Source organism: Bacteroides sp. ET225 (assembly GCF_024733745.1).
Lineage (GTDB): Bacteria > Bacteroidota > Bacteroidia > Bacteroidales > Bacteroidaceae > Phocaeicola > Phocaeicola excrementipullorum.
Window position 1 is genome coordinate 1 of record NZ_JANRHN010000029.1, and the last position, 21,197, is coordinate 21,197.

14 protein-coding genes are annotated in these 21,197 nt (G+C 48.5%); 12 read left to right on the forward strand and 2 right to left on the reverse strand.

Annotation, left to right across the window (positions count from 1 at the left end; all coding sequences use genetic code 11):
• The first annotated feature begins 32 nt into the window (after positions 1–32).
• Both NW212_RS11645 and glmS read left to right on the forward strand, forming a co-directional pair.
• Positions 33–1,472 carry an alpha-L-fucosidase gene (locus tag NW212_RS11645; RefSeq protein WP_258338813.1) on the forward strand — a complete coding sequence of 480 codons (1,440 nt, stop codon included), beginning with the start codon at positions 33–35 and terminating at the stop codon, positions 1,470–1,472.
• A 270-nt stretch (positions 1,473–1,742) separates the two neighbouring features.
• Positions 1,743–3,587 (forward strand): glutamine--fructose-6-phosphate transaminase (isomerizing), encoded by a 1,845-nt coding sequence (gene glmS / locus NW212_RS11650; RefSeq protein ID WP_258338814.1) that lies wholly within the window; start codon positions 1,743–1,745, stop codon positions 3,585–3,587.
• Between the two features lie 241 nt (positions 3,588–3,828).
• Here glmS and ruvA read toward each other — a convergent pair whose 3' ends face one another.
• Complete coding sequence (gene ruvA / locus NW212_RS11655; RefSeq protein WP_258338815.1) at positions 3,829–4,425, reverse strand: Holliday junction branch migration protein RuvA; 597 nt, start codon at positions 4,423–4,425, stop codon at positions 3,829–3,831.
• 174 nt (positions 4,426–4,599) lie between these two features.
• Here ruvA and NW212_RS11660 point away from each other — a divergent pair, with 174 nt between their 5' ends.
• From NW212_RS11660 to NW212_RS11705, 10 genes are all read left to right on the forward strand, one after another.
• Positions 4,600–5,499, forward strand: coding sequence for a diaminopimelate dehydrogenase (locus NW212_RS11660; RefSeq protein ID WP_258338816.1), 900 nt, complete (start codon positions 4,600–4,602; stop codon positions 5,497–5,499).
• A 119-nt stretch (positions 5,500–5,618) separates the two neighbouring features.
• Complete coding sequence (locus tag NW212_RS11665; protein WP_258338817.1) at positions 5,619–6,410, forward strand: immunoglobulin-like domain-containing protein; 792 nt, start codon at positions 5,619–5,621, stop codon at positions 6,408–6,410.
• Positions 6,411–6,547: 137 nt separating this feature from the next.
• The gene (gene lgt, locus NW212_RS11670) at positions 6,548–7,375 is read left to right on the forward strand and encodes a prolipoprotein diacylglyceryl transferase (RefSeq protein ID WP_258338818.1); all 828 of its coding nucleotides are present in this window, start codon (positions 6,548–6,550) and stop codon (positions 7,373–7,375) included.
• Between the two features lie 398 nt (positions 7,376–7,773).
• The gene (locus NW212_RS11675) at positions 7,774–10,842 is read left to right on the forward strand and encodes a TonB-dependent receptor (RefSeq protein ID WP_258338845.1); all 3,069 of its coding nucleotides are present in this window, start codon (positions 7,774–7,776) and stop codon (positions 10,840–10,842) included.
• Between the two features lie 20 nt (positions 10,843–10,862).
• Positions 10,863–12,599, forward strand: coding sequence for a RagB/SusD family nutrient uptake outer membrane protein (locus tag NW212_RS11680; protein ID WP_258338819.1), 1,737 nt, complete (start codon positions 10,863–10,865; stop codon positions 12,597–12,599).
• A gap of 24 nt (positions 12,600–12,623) precedes the next feature.
• Positions 12,624–14,033, forward strand: coding sequence for a DUF4960 domain-containing protein (locus NW212_RS11685; protein ID WP_258338820.1), 1,410 nt, complete (start codon positions 12,624–12,626; stop codon positions 14,031–14,033).
• Between the two features lie 23 nt (positions 14,034–14,056).
• A complete protein-coding gene (locus tag NW212_RS11690) occupies positions 14,057–15,634 on the forward strand; it encodes a glycoside hydrolase family 32 protein (protein WP_258338821.1) in 1,578 nt (525 codons plus the stop codon).
• A gap of 203 nt (positions 15,635–15,837) precedes the next feature.
• Positions 15,838–17,610: a DUF4980 domain-containing protein gene (locus NW212_RS11695; protein WP_258338846.1), complete on the forward strand. Its 1,773-nt coding sequence runs from the start codon at positions 15,838–15,840 to the stop codon at positions 17,608–17,610.
• Positions 17,611–17,633: 23 nt separating this feature from the next.
• Positions 17,634–18,797 carry an MFS transporter gene (locus NW212_RS11700; RefSeq protein WP_258338822.1) on the forward strand — a complete coding sequence of 388 codons (1,164 nt, stop codon included), beginning with the start codon at positions 17,634–17,636 and terminating at the stop codon, positions 18,795–18,797.
• Between the two features lie 12 nt (positions 18,798–18,809).
• Positions 18,810–19,700, forward strand: coding sequence for a carbohydrate kinase (locus NW212_RS11705; protein WP_258338823.1), 891 nt, complete (start codon positions 18,810–18,812; stop codon positions 19,698–19,700).
• A 103-nt stretch (positions 19,701–19,803) separates the two neighbouring features.
• On the opposite strand, the gene rmuC is transcribed toward NW212_RS11705, so the two are convergent.
• Positions 19,804–21,192, reverse strand: coding sequence for a DNA recombination protein RmuC (rmuC, locus tag NW212_RS11710; protein WP_258338824.1), 1,389 nt, complete (start codon positions 21,190–21,192; stop codon positions 19,804–19,806).
• Between the last annotated feature and the right edge of the window lie 5 nt (positions 21,193–21,197).

The window sequence follows — 21,197 nt, forward strand, 5'->3', positions numbered from 1 at the left end:
ATAATCATTAACAGTTAATTTAAGTATCATTTATGAAGAAACACTTTTTTAGGACATTCATCTTCTTGTCTTTGTTTTCTGTGGGGATGGCTGCGCAGGCCCAGCCGAAGAAACTGCCTGCTGACCTGGAAATACCTCTGCAGTATGGCGCAGACCGCTTGGGCAAACGCCAGGATGCTGCCATGCAGAAGTTCCGCGACAACCGTCTGGGCGCGTTTATTCATTGGGGACTGTATGCCATTCCCGGCGGAGAATGGAACGGGAAAGTATACAAAGGTGCAGCTGAATGGCTGAAGTCATGGGCAAAGGTTTCTTCTGACGAGTGGATGAAGCTGATGGACCAGTGGAACCCGGAGAAGTTCAATGCCAAGGCCTGGGCGAAAATGGCGAAGCAAATGGGAGTGAAATATGTGAAGATTACCACCAAGCATCACGAAGGATTCTGTCTGTGGCCGAGCAAGTACAGCAAGTATACGGTAGCCCAGACTCCCTATAAGAAAGATATTTTGGGCGAGCTGGTAAAGGCTTACAATGATGAAGGCATCGACGTGCATTTCTATTTCTCCGTTATGGACTGGAGCCATCCTGACTGGCGTTATGACATCAAGTCGAAAGAGGACGAGGAGGCTATGGCCCGCTTCTTTGAGTTCACGGACAACCAGCTGAGAGAGCTGGCGGAACGTTATCCTACGGTGAAGGACTTCTGGTTCGACGGCACGTGGGATGCCAGCATCAAGAAAAACGGGTGGTGGACAGCTCATGCCGAGAAGATGCTGAAGGAGCTGCTTCCGGGAGTGACAATCAACAGCCGTCTGCGTGCGGACGACTATGGCAAGCGTCACTTCGACAGCAACGGACATATGATGGGTGACTATGAATCGGGCTATGAACGCCGCCTTCCCGATCCGGTAAAAGACCTGAAAGTGACCCGCTGGGACTGGGAGGCATGCATGACAGTTCCCGAAAACCAGTGGGGTTATCACAAAGACTGGTCGCTCAGCTACGTGAAGACTCCGGTTGAGGTGCTTGAACGCGTGGTGCATGCGGTTTCGATGGGAGGAAACATGGTGGTCAACTTCGGTCCTCAAGGTGACGGCGACTTCCGTCCGGAAGAGAAAGAGCTTGCAGCATATATCGGATCGTGGATGAAGAAGAACGGCGAGTGCATCTACGGGTGCGACTATGCCGGCTTTGAAAAGCAGCCGTGGGGATATTACACGCGCAAGGGCGATGACGTGTATATGGTTGTCTTCAATCCTCCCTATTCCAGGCATCTGGTCGTTAAAACACCCGGAGGCACCAGTATAAAGGCTGCGCAGGTTGTTGGAGGAAAAGAAGTGAAAGTGGAGGAAACAGCCCGCAATGAATTTAACGTGGATGTTCCTTCTGCTTTGCCTGACGAACCGTTTGTCATCAAACTGAAAATAGAAAAGAAACAGAGCGGAAAGACGTATCGTGATGCGTTGACTTGATTAGTTTATAGTTCCAAGAGGAAGAGGCTGCACAAATTTGGTTTGAGGCAGCCTTTTCTTTTCTATAGGGCAGATAATAAATATGTGTAGAGATACAAATTAAATTTTTAAAAAACTTGCCTTGCGGCGATTTTCTTTTGACAATAATTCAGAAATGGATGTAATAGGATTGTAATATTGTTTTGTTTTCACTCAAAAATGTATCAATGTGATATTGTTTTTGCGGATTGTTATGTACATTTGCATCGTTTTAATGCAATATTCATTTTTATGTGTGGAATCGTTGGATATATTGGAAACCGCCACGCTTATCCCATTCTGATTGAAGGGCTGAAGCGTTTGGAATATCGTGGTTATGACAGTGCAGGTGTTGCACTGATGAGCGACTCTTGCCATTTGAATATATATAAATCGTTGGGCAAGGTCGCTGATCTGGAGCGTGTGGCTGAAAAGCAGGATGTGACCGGCCGTATGGGCATTGCTCACACTCGCTGGGCTACGCATGGTGAACCAAGCACAGTCAATGCTCATCCGCATTGTTCGTCTGATGGCAATTTGGCTTTGGTTCATAACGGCATTATTGAGAATTATGCGGCACTGAAAGAGAAACTGGCAGTTAAGGGGTATACGTTTAAAAGCAGTACAGACACGGAGGTTCTGGTGCAGCTGATAAGTTATATACAGAATCAGGGCAATCTGGATTTGCTGACGGCTGTGCAGTTGGCTTTGCGTGAAGTGGTCGGGGCTTATGCCATTGCCGTGATCGACAGAAGGTGTCCTGACGAGATTATTGCGGCCCGCAAGAGCAGCCCTTTGGTTGTAGGGATAGGCAAGGATGAATTCTTTCTTGCCTCCGATGCAACTCCCATGGTTGCTTATACCAACAAGGCTGTGTATCTTGAAGATGGAGAGATTGCCGTATTGCATGCTGGCATGCCTTTGCGGATTGTTAACCTGAATAATGTGGAATGTTCGCATGAAGTTCAGATTATTGCCATGAATATTGGCCAGTTGGAGAAAAACGGTTTTCCGCATTTCATGCTTAAGGAAATTTATGACCAGCCCGGATGTATAAGCGACTGCATGGGCGGAAGGGTTAATCCCGATGCGGGAACGGTGACATTGTCTGCCGTTTCCAACTTTAAGGAACGCCTGGCCGGCGCCCATCGTTTTATTATCGTTGGCTGCGGAACTTCCTGGCATGCCGGCCTTATCGGGAAGCAGTTGATAGAAAGCTTCTGCCGTGTGCCTGTCGAGGTGGAATATGCGTCTGAGTTCCGTTACCGTAACCCTGTCATTTCTTCGGATGATGTGGTGATTGCCATTTCGCAGAGCGGCGAAACAGCCGATACGCTGGCTGCTGTTGAACTGGCCAAAGAGAAAGGTGCGTTTATTTACGGGATATGCAACGTAGTAGGCTCGTCGATAGCCCGCGCTACTGATACGGGTTCCTACATTCATGTGGGGCCGGAAATAGGTGTCGCTTCAACCAAGGCGTTTACCGGTCAGGTCATGGTGCTTGCATTGTTGGCTTTGCTTCTCGGAAAGGAAAAAGGCATTGTTTCTGAGGAAGAATATCATCAGACTGTAGCCGGACTGGTGGAAATCCCCGGCAAGATGCGGGAAGTGCTGAAGCAGGACAGTCTTATCGCAGACTTTTCCAAGATGTTTACCTATGCGCGCAACTTCATTTATCTGGGCCGGGGATATGCTTTCCCGGTGGCTCTTGAAGGGGCGCTGAAGCTGAAGGAAATCTCGTATATTCATGCCGAGGGCTATCCGGCCGCGGAGATGAAGCATGGTCCGATCGCTCTTGTAGATGCAGAGATGCCTGTGGTGGTAATTGCGGCGCAATCGGCACTGTATGACAAGGTGCTCAGTAACATTCAGGAAATCAAGGCCAGAAAAGGAAGGGTCATTGCCGTTGTGACCCGAGGTGATACCGAAATAAAGAAGCTGGCAGACTATTGCATTGAGTTGCCGGATACGTTGGAGTGTCTGCTTCCTTTGGTAGCTTCTATTCCGCTGCAGCTTCTGGCTTATCATATAGCTGTATATAGAGGAATGGATGTTGACCAGCCTCGTAACCTGGCGAAGTCGGTTACGGTCGAATAGGAAAGGCATGACGGAATTTGGCTGCAAAAAGGCGATGTCATGTTGACCGAAGTGAAATATCTTGCATGCATCAGCTTATGTTTCCGAGATTGACTTCGTCGGGCGTTGTTTCTTTGCTTTGCTCGGGATGCGAGGGTGAAAGTTGACTTGTGTTTTGGCATACCCTCTTGTCTGGAGAGTGAAAAAGCAGACGGATTTCAGGAGGATGCACAGGCGCATTCTCTTGAAACCCGATGTTGCATCAAAGCCGTTTCAGGGCAATTTTTATGACCTTCTCAACGGGAGCTTCCGGTTCTTCTTTCAGAATTGCCGAAACAACCTTTTGCGAAGGTGCCTGGGCAAATCCCAGCATGGTCAGCGCAGCCACGGCTTCTTCATAAATTTCGCTGTGTACGACTGTGCTGATGGTATTTGCCGGAGCCGACGGACTGATGCCGATGGAGGAGATTTTATCTTTCAGCTCTACGATGATGCGCTGGGCTGTCTTCAGTCCGATGCCTTTTACAGTTTTCAGCAGCTTGTCGTTTCCGTTGCTGATCACATTGCACAGTTCGGCTGGTGACAATGCCGATAAAATCATGCGTGCGGTGTTTCCTCCTATTCCGGATACTGAGATCAGCATCAGGAACAGTTCGCGTTCTTCTTTAGTAGCGAATCCGTAGAGTACGTATGCGTCTTCGCGGATAGCTTCATAAATGTAAAGTTTGACGTTTCTTTTTCCCTGGACGGCAGAATAGGTGTTGAGTGAAATATTGATGGCATAGCCCAAGCCGTTGCAGTCGACGACCGCCAGTGCCGGCGTTTCTTCTACAAGTTCTCCTTTGATATATTCAATCATGATTTTTTGATTAATCGTAAATTGCAGGCAAAAATAGCTATAAAAAACTTATAAATTGTAAGTATAGCCAGGATATTTGAAAAAACGCTTCTTTCTTCTTTTTTAGAATAGTTCTGCTTTTGTATTTTTGCAGCGTTGAAAGAAACCGATTATTAAATAATATCAATAAGAAAGATGAAAAAGATTAGAGCAGCCGTCGTTGGTTACGGCAATATCGGAAAGTTTACGCTGGAAGCGCTTGAGGCCGCTCCCGATTTTGAAGTGGCAGGTATCGTACGCCGTCATGGGGCAGAAAACAAGCCGGCAGAGCTGGCCGATTATGAAGTGGTGAAAGACATCAGGGAACTGAAGGATGTAGATGTGGCTATTTTGGCTACTCCGACTCGCAGTGTAGAGCAATATGCAAAAGAAATTCTGGCTCTCGGCATCAATACGGTCGACAGCTTTGACATTCATACACAGATTACCGGCTTGCGCCGTTCGTTGGGCGAAGTGGCCAAAACGCACAATGCGGTTTCGGTGATTTCTGCCGGCTGGGATCCGGGAAGCGATTCGGTTGTCCGCACGTTGCTGGAGGCAATCGCTCCGAAGGGAATCACTTACACCAACTTCGGTCCGGGACGCAGCATGGGACATTCGGTAGCCGTTCGTGCCATCGACGGTGTGAAGGATGCGCTGTCGATGACCATTCCGGTGGGAACAGGCATCCATCGCCGTATGGTTTATGTGGAGCTGGAGGAAGGAGCTGACTTCAAGACCGTGGAGGCGGCTATCAAGTCTGATCCGTATTTTGTGAATGATGAAACGCATGTGAAGCAGGTGGCTTGCGTGGACGACTTGAACGATGTGGGTCACGGTGTAAACCTTGTCCGTAAAGGCGTTTCGGGAAAGACGCATAACCAGCTGTTCGAGTTCGACATGAAGATCAACAATCCTGCCCTGACAGCTCAGGTTCTGGTGTGCGTGGCACGTGCTTCCATGCGCCAGCAGCCGGGATGCTATACCATGATTGAAATTCCTGTTGTCGATCTGCTTCCGGGCGACCGTGACGAGTGGATTGCACATCTGGTGTGATAAGATTTGTCTGCCGTGTAGCAGTCGGCTGATTGTCGTGCGGCTGCTTTCCGTTACCCTGCAACAGTTGGAGGATTGTTGCAGGGTAATTTATTTTGTTTCGCAGGAAATGATTATTTTTGCGTAGATCAAATCGGTGCAGCTATGAAAACAATGCAGCTTTTACTTGCCGGATGCCTGCTTGCCTTGACAGGATGTGCAGGCAGGCGGCAGGCAAGCATCCGCAGGCAGTTGCTGACACAGTTCAGACAGTGCAGGAAGATACGGTTCTCCGGTGCGTGGAAGACAGTCTGGCATCCGGTCAGAAGCTGGGAGGCGGAAAGTTTCTTTCCGAAAAGGAGCTGGACGCTTTGCAGGAAGAAATATGGAAGCGTTTGCGGATGCCTGAGAATAAGGCGGTACGCGCCAATGTGTCGATGTCGGGAGTCGGCTTGCAGGAAGTGACGTTCTGGCTTGTGATGAATACCCCCGAACGGAGGAAAGAGTTTCGCGAGAAGATAATGGACGCTCCCTGTCTTCGGTTTGAAGGTTCTGACGGAAACGAACCGTGCACGAAAGTCGGTACGTCTGATACGTTGGGTATCCGCCTGGAACCGTTTTCTCCTTCCTTTCCGGCCGAGTCCGAAAAGGCTTTTTTTGCATTGCATAACTGGAGCGGCATGAAGCTTACATACGGTGCCCGCTATTCGCTGGCTTGCGAACGGAACGGACGGTGGTACGTTCTTCCTCTCCGAGGATCGTTTGTTGATTTGGGTTATGTGCTTTCTCCGGGGGATAGCGCGACGTTTGAGGCGAATCTGCTTCCTGACGTACATCCCAACAAGCCTGGCCGTTACCGTTACTTTAAAGAGGTAAGTGTGGGAGAAAGCCGCCGGAAAATATTGATGATGGCGGAGTTTCGTTTGAAATGAGCCGTGCCGGGCCGCCAGGCAAGCCGGAAGAGCGGACAAAAGATCTGTCCTGTTTTAATTTTTAACAGAACTTCTGCCATAGTACAATCGCTTTTTTGTTCCTTTGCAGAAAATAATTGTAAAAAAGAAGAAACGAAATGACTTTAGCAAGTATTGTATGGGATGTAGATCCCGTCATGTTACATCTTGGTTCGATCGAAATCCGCTGGTATGGACTGATGTGGGGATTGGGTTTCATATTGGCATACGAAATCGTGTCGCGCCTGTTCAAGAAAGAAGGCTATCCCGACAGTTGGGCCGACAAACTGTTTATATACTGCATCGTAAGCAGTGTGGTAGGCGCGCGCTTGGGCCACTGCCTGTTTTACGAGTGGGATTATTACGGAGCGCATCCGCTGGAAATCCTGAAAATATGGAAGGGAGGACTGGCCAGTCACGGCGGGGTGTTCCTGCTGATTCTGGCACTGGTGTGGTATTCGAAGAAAGTGACGAAGAAGAGCGTATGGTGGCTGTTCGATCGCATGATACCTGCCGTGGCAGTCGTGTGCATGTGCATCCGTTTCGGAAACCTGATGAACTCCGAGATATTCGGCTATCCCACCTCATTGCCGTGGGGTTTCGAATTTGTGCGTTCGCGCGAGTGGCAGGAACTTTATAACCGTGACGGGGTTGCGCAGCCCTGCCATCCGACCCAGATTTACGAAATGCTCTATTGCCTGGTAGCTTTTGTCGTTTCGTGGGTGATGTATCATAAATACCATCTTCAGAAATATATCGGGCTTATCACCGGCGTGTCTTTGCTGATATTCTTCGGCTCCCGTTTCGGACTGGAGTTCATGAAGAATCCGCAGGTGGCGGAAGAAGCGGACATGATGCTGAACATCGGCCAGTGGCTCAGCGTTCCTCTCATTCTTTTGGGCGCATATCTGATAGCCACCTGCAGAAAGCGGAAAGAAGCCTTCTGATATTTTTCCGGTCAGTTATTTGCTGCCGGCAAAAGCGTTCCGTCGTTTCATAAAAATGGCGGAACGCATTTTTATGCTCTTGTCCGGGCGAAGGCTTTCGTTCCGGTTGGGTAAAAGTCGGACTTCCCGTACAAAATCTTTATTTCCAGCCTGAAGATAAAAAATGTTTCTTTTTTGTGCGTGCAGGCGTTGCTGAAATGTTTCTTGATATAGCATAAATGTTGCGGAGAAACAAATTTGAATATGGAGGAAACATTCTTTTCATTGTTTTTCATTCCAATGTGATACATTTGCGGTGTTCGAATTTGAACAAGCTGATGATAAAACAATGTTTAACAATTAAAATTTAATGCGTAATGAAAGGCATAAAAAGAACATTCCTCTTTGCGTTTTTCCTTATGGGACTATGCGCGACGCTCCATGCCCAGAACATGCAGGTGAGCGGGACAGTGGTTGCCAAGGCGGACGGATTGCCCGTCATCGGTGCTTCTGTAATAGAAGTAGGCAATACACAAAATGGCATTGTCACAGATCTGGACGGTAAGTTTACCTTGACAGTGAAACAAGGTTCCGAGATTTCTGTTTCATACGTTGGATGCAAGCCCCAGACGCTAAAGGCGCAGGCAGTGATGAACATCATTCTGGAAGAAGATTCCGAAATGTTGGATGAAGTGGTGGTGACAGGCTATACAACTCAACGCAAAGCTGACTTGACGGGTGCCATTTCGGTGGTTGATATGGACGAGTTGTCAAAGACCAATGAGAACAACCCGATGAAAGCCTTGCAAGGCCGTGTGCCGGGTATGAACATTACGGCTGACGGTAATCCGAGCGGTTCCACTACTATCCGCATCCGCGGTGTCGGTACGTTGAACAATAATGATCCGCTCTATATCATAGACGGAGTTCCTACTAAAGCAGGTATGCACGAACTGAACGGAAACGACATTGAGTCAATCCAGGTTTTGAAGGATGCGGCTTCCGCTTCCATCTATGGTTCGCGTGCAGCAAACGGCGTTATCATCATTACTACCAAGAAGGGAAAGGAAGGGAAGCTGAGCGTGACTTTCGACGCTTCTGTTTCTGCCTCCATGTACACGAACAAGATGGAAGTGCTGAATGCGGAGGAATACGGCAGGGCGATGTGGCAGGCATACGTCAACGATGGTCAGGATCCGAACACCAATCCGTTGGGCTACAAATACAGTTGGGGATATGATGCCAACGGTTATCCTCAGCTGAATGGCATCAGCATGTCCCGTTTCCTTGATTCAGACCATACCGTTCCTTCTGCCGATACAGATTGGTTTGACGAAACTACCCGTACAGGAGTGATTCAGCAATATAACGTATCTGTAAGCAACGGATCGGAAAAAGGTTCTTCTTTTTTCTCTTTGGGGTATTATAAAAACAAAGGTATTATCAAGGAAAGTGATTTCGAACGCTTTTCTGCCCGTATGAACTCGGATTACAAGCTGATAGGCGATATTCTGACTATTGGAGAACATTTTACATTGAACCGTACTTCAGAGGTACAGGCTCCGGGTGGTTTCTTGGAGAACGTGCTTCAGTTCAACCCCTCTTTACCTGTATATGACATCAACGGAAATTTTGCCGGTCCGGTGGGTGGCTATCCCGACCGTGAGAATCCGGTAGCTCGTCTGCAGCGTAATGCGGATAACCGTTATACTTATTGGCGTATGTTCGGTGATGCTTATATTAATCTGAACCCGTTCAAAGGTTTCAATATTCGTTCTACTTTTGGCTTGGACTATGCTCAGAAACAGCAGCGTATTTTTACTTATCCTATAACGGAGGGCAATGTCGCCAACGACAGAAATGCAATCGAGGCCAAACAGGAGCATTGGACCAAATGGATGTGGAATGCGGTAGCTACCTACAACCTGGAAATCGGCAAGCATCGTGGAGATGTGATGGCCGGTGTTGAGTTGAACCGTGAAGATGACAGCTGGTTTTCAGGCTATAAAGAAGATTTTGCGATTCTCACCCCTGACTATATGTGGCCGAATGCCGGTGTCGGAACTGCACAGGCTTACGGTAAGGCTGAAGGTTATTCTCTGGTGTCTTTCTTCGGTAAATTGAATTATACGTATGCTGACAAGTATTTGTTTTCAGTGACAGTGCGTCGGGACGGTTCTTCCCGTTTTGGCAGAAATAACCGTTATGCGACATTCCCTTCTGTATCAGCCGGCTGGCGTATCAGTCAGGAGAAATTTATGAAAAATCTGACGTGGTTGGATGACTTGAAGGTCCGCGCTTCATGGGGACAGACCGGTAATCAGGAAATTTCCAACATCGCCCGTTATACTATTTATGTTCCGAATTACGGTACTTCTGCTTTCGGAGGTCAGACTTACGGAACTTCATACGATATTGCCGGTGTCAATGGCGGAAGCATTCTTCAATCCGGATTTAAACGTGACCAGATTGGGAATGACGATATCAAATGGGAAACCACAACACAGACTGACCTTGGATTGGATTTCTCTCTTTTCAATCAGAGCTTGTATGGGTCATTCGACTGGTATTGGAAGAAGACCACTGACATTCTTGTACAGATGGCAGGTATTGCTGCTATGGGCGAAGGCAGTTCGCAATGGATCAATGCCGGTGAAATGGAAAACAAAGGTTTTGAATTCAACATCGGTTACCGCAATACAACCGCTTTCGGTCTGAAATACGATTTGAATGCGAATATCTCGGCTTACCGTAATAAGATTACAGCTCTTCCTGCTACTGTCGCTGCCAACGGAACGTTCGGAGGAAATGGAGTGGAAAGTGTAATCGGTCACCCGAACGGTTCACAGGTCGGTTATGTAGCCGACGGTATTTTCAAATCGCAGGAAGAAATTGACAATCATGCGACTCAGGAAGGCGCTGGGCTGGGACGTATCCGATGGAGAGACCTTGACGGCAATGGTGTAATCAATGAATCAGACCAGCAATGGATTTATGATCCGACCCCTGCTTTCAGCTACGGCTTGAATATCTATCTTGAATATAAGGGCTTTGATTTGACCATGTTCTGGCAGGGTGTTCAGGGTGTGGACGTTATCAGTGACTTGAAGAAAGAAACTGATTTGTGGAGCGGACTGAATATTGGTTTCCTGAACAAGGGCAAGCGTGTGCTTGATGCCTGGTCACCCACGAATCCGGATTCGGATATTCCGGCATTGTCCCGTGACGACATCAATAATGAAAAACGTGTGTCAACTTATTTTGTGGAAAATGGTTCTTTTTTGAAACTCCGTAATATTCAGTTGGGATATAATGTACCCGAAAAATGGGCACAAAAAATGAAGATGGAAAGACTCCGTCTGTATGTTAGTGCCCAGAATGTGCTTACAATCAAGAGCAAAGAATTTACGGGGGTTGATCCTGAAAATCCGAACTTCGGCTATCCGATTCCGATGAATCTGACTTTTGGTGTCAATGTTAGTTTTTAACCAATTAAAAATTGAGGATTATGAGAAAAATATTATATACGACTGTTTTGGGATTGGCTCTCGTTTGTGCCGGCTGCTCTGATTTCTTGGAAGACCAGGTGCCTCAAGGGACGATTGATAACGAAACATTGCAGAATCCTGAATATGTGGACAATTTGATAATTTCCGCTTATGCAATATGGATTACGGCGGAAGACATCAACTCTTCTTTCACAATGTGGAATTATGATGTCCGTTCGGATGACGCTTATAAAGGTGGAAACGGAACGGAAGATGGTGATGTGTTCCATACGTTGGAGATTTCACAAGGTATCATGACTACGGCCTGGAATATCAGTGACATGTGGCAGCGTCTTTACAACTGTATCTCGCGCGCCAATACCGCGTTGCAGTTGTTGAATCAGGTAGATGAAACAGTTTATCCGCTTAAGCAGCAGCGAATTGCAGAAATGCGATTCCTTCGCGGACATGGCCATTTTCTTTTGAAGCAGCTTTACAAGAAGATTGTTTTTGCGAACGACGAAAACCTTTCTCCGGAAGAATACAACAACCTTTCGAACACGACTTATTCGAATGATGAAGGATGGCAGTTGATAGCCGATGATTTCCAGTTTGCATACGACCACCTGCCTGATACGCAGGCAGACAAGGGCAGACCGACAAAGGCAGCCGCTGCCGCTTACCTGGCAAAGACGTATCTTTATAAGGCTTACCGTCAGGACAATCCGGAAAATAATGAAGTGACCGGCATCAATGCGGACGACTTGAAGAAAGTGATTCAATATACGGAAAAGAGCATCATGACTGCTGGAGGGTATGGATTGGAATCGGATTTTCATAACAACTTCCGTCCGGAGCCTCAGTATGAGAATGGGGTTGAATCGTTGTGGGCCATGCAGTATTCCATGAATGACGGAACAACTTATGGCAACTGCAATTGGGGATATGGTCTGATAGTGCCTAATATTCCGGGAGTGACGGATGGCGGATGCGATTTCTACAAGCCGAGCCAGAATCTGGTGAATGCCTTCAAGACGGATGCTGACGGCCATCCTTTCTTCGACACGTTCAATGACGCGGATTATGAGATGACGTCGGACAATGCCGATCCTCGTCTGTTCCTTACCGTCGGTATGTCTGGCCTGCCATACGAGTTCAATGAAAACTATATGATGGACAGAACATCCACGTGGAGCCGGAGCAACGGACTGTATGGCTATTACGTGACGTTGAAGCAGAATGTCGATCCGGATTGCGACTATATCATTAAAGGCAACGGCTATTGGGGCAGTTCGATGAATCACATTGTCCTCCGTTATGCGGATGTGCTGTTGATGCGTGCCGAGGCGTTGATTCAATTGAACGACGGTCGTATAGATGAGGCTGTAAGCCTTATCAATGAGGTTCGTAACCGGGCAAAGCAGAGTACGGCCATGATTTCAAATTATCCTGCCGATTATCACGTGATGTTTAACGTGCAGCCGTATTCGGGCGCATATTCGCAAGAAGAGGCTTTGAAGATGCTGAAATTTGAGCGTCGTGTGGAACTGGCGATGGAGTGCGACCGTTTCTTTGACCTGGTGCGTTGGGGAGAGGCAGCAGAGGTGCTGAACAAATACTATGCGGGGGAAGCTGACAATTGCACAATCTATACGAACGCTTCGTTTACCAAGAATAAAAACGAATACCTGCCCATTCCGTTTGCGCAAATCAGCGCAAGCAACGGCCATTATACCCAGAACTGTGGCGGTTGGTAATGTTTGACTTTATAAATTGAATATATGAAAACAAAGACAATGATAAACAAACTGTTCCTCTTGTCGGGGCTGTTTGTGACGGCGGTTGCATTTGGAGGATGCAGCGATGACAATACTTCAGACAATTTCCGGTTGGACGGCGATTGCTGGCTGACAGACTTGGCGTTGGATGAATATGAGGGGACAATCGACAACGAGGCTATGACGGTGACGGTGGGCGTTCCTGTGGGCTATGACACGAAGGCGATGGAGGTAACCGACGTCAAAGTGTCTGAAGGCGCTATGGCTTCCATGAAAGTAGGAGATGTGGCAGATTTCTCTTTCGCGCAGACGCTGCAAGTGACAAATGGAAATGCCTTTTTGGAATATACGGTAAATGTGAAGCATGACGAGGCGAGAATTACCGAGTTCCGGTTGAACGACAGCTATATAGGGGTCATTAATGAAGACGCTCATACCATTCTGGTGCGTGTCCCGACTGCTGTAGACATTACAAGCATGGTGGCTTCCATTACGACTTCCGAAGGAGCGGAAGTGACTCCTGCTTCCGGTCAGGCTATTGACTTCTCGCAACCGGTAGAGTTTACGGTAGTTTATAATTCCGCTACGACGGTCTACACGGTTACGGTGGAGCAATCCGATTCTCCAAGCGCTGTATATGTGGGCTTGGCTTCTTCCATCGACCAGCTGAATGCGGAAGAGAAGGAAGCGGCGACATGGATGTTGCAGAATGTGTCAAACTCTCAGTATGTGTCATTCGAGGATGTGCGCGCGAGTCGGGTTGATTTGAACGAATGCAAGGTGATGTGGTGGCACTTCCACGTTGACAACGGTTTGGATAATATGGATAAGTTTGATGCGGCTGCGCCGGATGCAATCAGCGCCGTTGTGAAGATGAAGGAGTTTTATGACAATGGAGGAAGTTTGTTGCTTACCCGTTATGCAACTTACTATGCGGTGAAGATGGGTGCCACGAAAGACGGAAGCAATCCGAACAACTGCTGGGGACAAGTGGAAGAAACAGGTGAAATAACAGGAGGTCCGTGGAGCTTCTTCGTAGACGGACATGAAGACCATCCGCTTTATCAAGGGGTGGTTGAAACGATTGACGGCAAGCAAGGCGTTTACACTTGTGATACGGGTTATCGCATAACGAACAGCACTGCTCAGTGGCATATCGGTTCTGATTGGGGCGGATATTCTACATTGGAGGATTGGCAGACTAATCACGGCGGCATTGATTTGGGATATGGCAGCGATGGTGCGGTTGTAGCATGGGAATATCCGGCAAATGCGGCCGGAGGACGTATCCTCTGTATCGGTTCGGGCGCTTACGATTGGTATTCTTATGGCGTAGACGTATCGAATGACCAATATCACGGCAATGTGGCGGCGATGACCCTCAATGCAATCAACTATTTATCCGGTGAATGATTAATTTTATAAACGACAATAATATGAAAACAATGATATACTCTTTAGCTTTGACTGCTTTGCTGCTGCCGTTGGGCAGTTGCAGCGATGAAGACCCCGTCTTGACGCAAAAGGACTGGGACGGAACAGCGACTTATTTCGCTTCGACCGACGAGATGACGTTCGGCACATATTACAAACCATACGTGGGCTATGTGGGCGACCCGATGCCGTTTTATGATCCGGTGGCCAAGGACTTCAAGGTTCTGTATCTTCAGGATTATCGTCCGAATGCGGAAACTTATCATCCCATCTGGGCGGTGAGTACGGCGGATGCGGCTTCGTACACTTCGTTGGGGGAACTGATTCCTACAGGAACGGTGTCGGAACCTGATGCTGCCATCGGGACGGGAAGTACAATTTATGATGAAGCGGAAAAGCTGTACTATACCTTCTATACGGGGCATACGGCGGGGCAAGAAGTGGTCATGGTGGCCACTTCCCCCGACTTCAAGGCATGGACAAAAAACAGGTCGTTCTATCTGGCGGGAAGCGACTACGGGTACAGCAGGTCAGATTTTCGTGACCCGTTTGTGTTTAAGGGCGATGACGGCGCATACCACATGCTGGTTTCCACGATGGAGGGAACGAAAGGCAAACTGGTTGAGTTCACTTCGCCCGATTTGAAGACCTGGAGTCATGCAGGCGTTTTCATGACCATGATGTGGGACCGTTTCTATGAGTGTCCGGACCTGTTCAAGATGGGTGACTGGTGGTATCTGGTCTATTCAGAGAAACATGCGGTAATCCGCAAGGTGCAGTATTTCAAGGGACGCACTTTGGACGAATTGAAGGCGGCCACTGCGAATGATGTCGTCACTTGGCCGGACAGTCACGAAGGCTTCTTGGATTCAAGGGGATTCTATGCAGGAAAAACCGCTTCAGACGGGACGAACCGCTACATTTGGGGATGGTGTCCGACACGCGCAGGAAACGACAATACGAATGTGGGCGCATCTCCGAACGAACCGGAATGGGCGGGAAATCTTGTGGCTCATAGGATAATCCAGCATGAGGACGGTACGCTTACCTTAGGCGCAGTGGAAGGCATCGACAGGAAGTATGCATCGGAGCAAGAAGTGAAGATTATGTCGCAGAGTGAGTCGGGAGTGGCGAATAACAATGGCGTTTACACGATGACGGGCGATTCATACATGTTGTTCAATAGGTTGCAGGTGCACAATAAAATCTCGTTTACGGTAAAGACGGCTTCTGCCTCTGACAAGTTCGGCTTCTCGTTGGTTCGCGGAACGGACTCCAAGAAGTATTATTCGGTCATAGTCAATCCGGAACCGGGAACAACGAGAAAAGTCAATTTTGAAGAGGAAGGCGAAGAGGGAAAAGGCTTCATCGAAGGCATAGACGGGTATGTGTTCAATACTCCATCTGACAATGTGTACAACATCACGGTCTATACGGACAATTCGGTCTGTGTGGTTTACATTAACGACGATGTGGCTTATACCAACCGTATTTACGGTATACAGAAGAATTGTTGGTCAATCAACAATTACGGCGGTTCGATTGAGGTGAGTGACATTAAGGTAAGCGTTCAGGAATGAAAGGAAACGGGCTGTTTGCTCACAGGCAATCCGGTGCTTTGTCCGAGGCAAACGCCTGCTTTTTCCGGTGAAAGGAGAAACGTGTCGGAATCTTATTTTCCAGACAAAATTTAACTTTAAAATGATAAGGTCGATTATTTGATTAAGAAATAATGAAAACGATGAAACATAGCGATTTGTCTGCCATCAGAAAAACATCCTGCATGGGGATTCTTTTGTGTGCCGGTCTTATAGCCAGTGCACAGGGAAACCTGCAGATCCGCCCTCTGGCCAACGAGCAGAACATTGTCCTTGTCAAAGAGGCGAAGAAATACTTGCTGCTCCCTGTGCAGGACAATGCGCCGGAAGGCAAAGTGTATATTATAGTGAACAATCAGCATCAGGGCGTGGCTGCGAACGTGCGTCTGGCGCGTGAGAAGGTGGACTATTATGTGCCGCTCGATTTGTCGGAATACGAGGGGCAGGACATCTCGATTGATGTGCAGGGAATGCCCGAATCGTCCCTCTGCTGGAAGAAGATAAGCCTGTCGGACACATTTGACACGACGAACCGTGAGAAGTTTCGTCCCGTTTATCACCACACGCCGTCCTACGGATGGATGAACGACCCGAACGGGATGTTCTACAAAGACGGCGTATGGCATCTGTATTTCCAGCACAATCCATACGGCTCCACGTGGGGAAACATGACTTGGGGGCATTCCACTACTACTGACCTTGTGAACTGGAAGTTCGAAGGCGATGCCATTCTGCCCGATGCGTGGGGTTCCATATTCAGCGGTTCGGCGGTGGTGGACTACGGCAATACGGCCGGTTTCGGCGAGGGAGCGGTGATTGCTTTCTATACTTCCGCAAAGTCTACCCCGTGGGGAGATACCCAGACCCAGAGCATGGCTTACAGTACGGACAACGGGAAAACCTTCACGAAATACGAGCACAATCCGGTCGTCACTTCCGTCAAGCGTGATTTCCGCGACCCGAAAGTTGTTTGGTATGCGCCCGGAAAGCATTGGGTGATGGTGCTTGCAGGCGGACAGGAGATGGAATTCTATTCGTCAAAGAATCTGAAAGACTGGAAATACGAAAGCAGTTTCGGCGCAAAGCAGGGTGCGCATGGCGGCGTATGGGAGTGTCCGGATTTGATCGAACTGCCGGTGGAAGGTACGAAGGAAAAGAAGTGGGTGCTGATATGCAACATCAATCCGGGCGGACCTTTCGGAGGCAATGCAGCCCAATATTTCGTCGGAACGTTTGACGGGAAGAAGTTCGTGAACGAATCGCCGACACAAACCAAATGGATGGACTGGGGAAAAGACCATTATGCCACGGTCACTTTCAACAACGCGCCTGCCGGACGCTGTGTGGCTCTCGGCTGGATGAGCAACTGGCAATATCAGGCGGTGCTTCCGACCATGCAGTTCCGTGGCTCGAACACCATTGCGCGCGACCTTACGCTTTACCGTCAAGATGGGGAGCTGCTGCTGAGATGCGCCCCTTCCGCTGAAATAGAACAGGCACGCGAAGGGAAGACCGTGATTCCTTCGTTCAAGGTGAGCGACTCTTATGAGCTGCCGAGTCTGATTGACGGCAATGAAGGTGCGTATGAGATAGACATGACTATCAAGAATGCGGGCGCGTCGAGAATTGCGTTCAATCTGGAAAATGGCAAGGGAGAGAAGGTGAAGATGTATTATGACGTAATGCGCAAGCAGTTTGTGATGGATCGCAGCGAGAGCGGAAAGGTGGATTTCAGTACAGATTTTCCCGCCGTTACGGTTGCTCCGACACCTGAAACGGATAACATCCGCCTCCGTCTGTTTGTCGACCGTTCAAGCATCGAGGCTTTTGGCGAGGAAGGCAAGTTCGTGATGACAAATCAGATATTCCCTTCGGAACCTTACAACAAGATGTCGTTCGTGTCTGTCCGTGGAAACTTCACAGTCAAATCAATGACGGTCTATCGAATTAATTATTAACCGTTAACCATTAACTGAAAATCATGACAACTGACAACAAGATGAAATATGGAAAGCTGGTTCCCGTCATGCTCTGCTTCTTTGCGATGGGCTTTGTTGATCTGGTGGGAATTGCGTCGAACTATGTGAAAGCCGATTTGGGACTAACTGACTCGGAGGCGAACATTTTCCCGTCGTTGGTGTTCTTCTGGTTTTTGATATTCTCGGTGCCGACGGGGGTCTTGATGAATAAAATCGGACGTAAGAAAACCGTACTGCTCAGCCTTGTGGTGACATTCGCATCGCTTTTGATTCCGATTTTCGGGGACAGCTATGGAGTGATGCTTTGTTCGTTCTCTCTGCTGGGCATCGGAAACGCCTTGATGCAGACTTCTCTCAATCCGCTTCTGAGCAACATCATCTCCGGTGACCGTCTGGCGAGTACGCTGACATTCGGCCAGTTCGTGAAGGCTATCGCTTCATTCCTTGCTCCTTACATTGCCATGTGGGGTTCTATACAGGCCATTCCGAATTTCGGCTTGGGCTGGCGCGTGTTGTTCCCTATTTATATGATCATTGCAGTCTTTGCCATCCTGCTGCTTTCCGCCACTCCCATTGAAGAGGAAAGAGCGGATAGTGCCTCAGGTTTCAAGGCTTGCCTGAAACTTCTCGGAAAGCCGTTCATCCTGCTTTCTTTCCTTGGCATCATGTGCCATGTGGGGATTGATGTCGGCACGAACACTACGGCTCCGAAGATTCTGATGGAACGTGTGGGGATGAGCCTGACCGAAGCCGGATTTGCAACCAGCCTTTATTTCATATTCCGTACACTCGGCTGTTTTTCCGGTGCGTTCATTCTGCGTGCGGTATCGTCCAGGTCGTTCTTCCTTATAAGCGTATGCTGTATGCTTCTGGCGATGGTCGGGCTGTTTGCGTTCGATTCGCTTGCCGTCATCTATGTATGTATTGCCTTAATTGGTTTTGGAAATTCGAACGTGTTTTCTATCGTGTTCTCGCAGGCCTTGCTTGCCGAGCCGGAGAAGAAGAATGAAGTTTCCGGACTGATGATAATGGGACTGTTTGGCGGTACGGTGTTCCCGCTGCTGATGGGGTTTGCCAGTGATGCGGTCGGTCAAGACGGTGCTGTTGCCGTAATGACGGTTGGTGTGCTTTATCTGTTGTTTTATACTTTGAGAATCAAACATTAATTTTATATCATCATGAATAACACGATTGTAGTTGGAATGGGTGAAGCACTTTGGGATGTGCTTCCGGAAGGCAAGAAGTTGGGCGGTGCTCCGGCAAATTTCGCTTATCATATCTCACAGTTCGGGCTGGAAAGCCGGGTTGTAAGTGCCGTAGGCGATGACAAGCTGGGCATTGAAATTCTGGACAATTTCCGTGAAAAGAAACTGAACGGCATGATTGAAGTTGTTCCTTATCCTACGGGAACGGTGCAGGTGGAACTGGATGCAGAGGGAGTTCCCTGTTATGATATCAAGGAGGGCGTGGCATGGGACAACATTCCTTTTACTCCGGCTTTGGAAGGCTTGGCACGTCAGACACGTGCGGTATGTTTCGGTTCGCTGGCGCAGCGGAGTGTAGTTTCACGCGAAACCATCAACCGTTTTCTTGATGTGATGCCGGAGGGAGATGGACAGTGTAAGATTTTCGATATAAACCTGCGGCAGGGATTCTATACCAAGGAGATTCTCTGCAACTCGATGCGCAAGTGCAACATTCTGAAGATTAATGATGAAGAGTTGGTGACTGTCAGCCGTATGTTCGGTTATCCGGGCATTGACTTGCAGGACAAGTGTTGGATTCTGCTTGCCAAATACAACTTGAAGATGCTGATTCTGACCTGCGGCGTGAATGGAAGCTATGTGTTCACTCCAGGGGAAGTTTCGTTCGTGGAAACTCCGAAGGTGGAGGTGGCAGATACAGTAGGTGCGGGCGATTCGTTCACCGCGACCTTTGTGGCAGCCATTCTGAATGGCAAGCCTGTTGGCGAAGCGCACAAACTGGCTGCAGAGGTTTCGGCTTATGTCTGCACGCAGAACGGAGCAATGCCTGTCCTCCCCGATTATCTGAAAGATAAGCTTAGATAAAGCGTCGGTCCAGATGCCTGTGTGCAGAAAACACAAAAACACAGTTATTGTACCTGATTAAAGTTTCTCGAGTACTTATTTCTGTGTTTTTGTGTCTTTTGCATTAATTGTTAAGGGCATCCTTGGTAAAATTGCCGGCATTCTCTTTTCCTTCTGACATGCTGGATGGAAGTTTCTTTTTGGGAATGATACCCAGTTTCCTCAGTTTGTCGGCCTGGCTGATGACGTTTCCTTTCCCGTCGGCAAGTTGGTTTCTGGCGGTTTCGTAAGCTCTGGAAGCAGTATTTAGAGTGTCCCCGATTTTCTCGAACGTTTCGGTAAAGCTGACGAGCTTGTCGTAGAGCATGCTTCCGCGGTTTACGATTTCCTGAATATTCTTGAGCTGGTATTCCCGCTTCCACAAGTCCAGTGCCATGCGCAGGGCCGCTATCAGGTTGGTCGGACTCATCAGCACCACTTTCCGCTGGTACGCATAGTTCCACAGGTCATGGTCTGTCTGCAAAGCCAGCAGATAGGCAGGCTCGTTGGGAATGAACATCATCACAAAGTCGGGTGCCTGGGCATCGTATCTTGAATAGTCCTTCCGGCTCAATTCGTCGATGTGCGTCTTGACCGAATTCAGATGCGCTTTCAGGTATTGGTCGCGCTTGTCCTTGTCCTCACATCCTACATAGTTGGCGTATGCTGTCAGCGAAACCTTTGAGTCGATAATGACCTGACGGTTGTCGGGATATTTGACCAGAACGTCCGGCTGCATTTTTTGTCCGGACTCATTTTTGAGCGGTTCCCCGTTTTCGCCTTTCAGAAATTCCTGGCGGAAATATTCTTCTCCTTCTCTCAGCCCGGAACGTTCGAGAATTGTTTCAAGAATCATTTCCCCCCAGTTTCCCTGCATTTTTGAGTCACCTTTCAGCGCACGGGTCAGATTGTTTGCCTCGTCGCTGATCTGCCTGTTGAGCTGCATCAGTTCCTTGATGCGGTCTTCGAGCGAGAAACGCTGTTTGGATTCCTTGTCATAAACTTCCGCTACCTGGTGCCTGAACTCTTGCAGGTTGTCGCCGAAAGGCTTCAGCAGGGCAGCAAGGCTTTCGGCGCTGAGCTTGTTGAAACTCTCTGTTTTCTGCTGGAAAATGCGGTTGGCGATGTTTTCGAACTCCAGCTTGAACTGATTGTGCAGGTTGGCTATTTCCTCTTTCTGCTGTTCCAGCTTTTCATTCAGGTTGCGGTTTTCCGTTTGCAGCGCGGCTTCCCTTTGCCGGCTTCCGTTCAGTTCTTTCACAGCTTCGTTCAATTGCATTCGAAGCAGTTCCTTTTCGCGCTTTTCCTGTTCCATCAAGGCTCCGGCCTTCTGTTCTTCCGCCTTCAGCAAATCTTGCGCGTGCGTCTGCTGCATTTGGATCTGCATGTTAAGAGCCGCGGTCTTGCGCGCTGCGGCAAAATATCCGGTAATGACTCCGGCGGCAAGTCCGATGAGCAAAAAGACCATTTCCATAGCTT

Coding starts and splice junctions, on each gene's coding strand:
- ruvA (WP_258338815.1), bottom strand. CDS start 4,425: ATGATTGAATATATCAAAGGAGAACTTGTAGAAGAAACGCCGGCACTG.
- NW212_RS11660 (WP_258338816.1), top strand. CDS start 4,600: ATGAAAAAGATTAGAGCAGCCGTCGTTGGTTACGGCAATATCGGAAAG.
- NW212_RS11675 (WP_258338845.1), top strand. CDS start 7,774: ATGGGACTATGCGCGACGCTCCATGCCCAGAACATGCAGGTGAGCGGG.
- NW212_RS11685 (WP_258338820.1), top strand. CDS start 12,624: ATGAAAACAAAGACAATGATAAACAAACTGTTCCTCTTGTCGGGGCTG.
- NW212_RS11700 (WP_258338822.1), top strand. CDS start 17,634: ATGACAACTGACAACAAGATGAAATATGGAAAGCTGGTTCCCGTCATG.
- lgt (WP_258338818.1), top strand. CDS start 6,548: ATGACTTTAGCAAGTATTGTATGGGATGTAGATCCCGTCATGTTACAT.
- NW212_RS11680 (WP_258338819.1), top strand. CDS start 10,863: ATGAGAAAAATATTATATACGACTGTTTTGGGATTGGCTCTCGTTTGT.
- NW212_RS11705 (WP_258338823.1), top strand. CDS start 18,810: ATGAATAACACGATTGTAGTTGGAATGGGTGAAGCACTTTGGGATGTG.
- rmuC (WP_258338824.1), bottom strand. CDS start 21,192: ATGGAAATGGTCTTTTTGCTCATCGGACTTGCCGCCGGAGTCATTACC.
- NW212_RS11690 (WP_258338821.1), top strand. CDS start 14,057: ATGAAAACAATGATATACTCTTTAGCTTTGACTGCTTTGCTGCTGCCG.
- NW212_RS11695 (WP_258338846.1), top strand. CDS start 15,838: ATGGGGATTCTTTTGTGTGCCGGTCTTATAGCCAGTGCACAGGGAAAC.
- NW212_RS11645 (WP_258338813.1), top strand. CDS start 33: ATGAAGAAACACTTTTTTAGGACATTCATCTTCTTGTCTTTGTTTTCT.
- glmS (WP_258338814.1), top strand. CDS start 1,743: ATGTGTGGAATCGTTGGATATATTGGAAACCGCCACGCTTATCCCATT.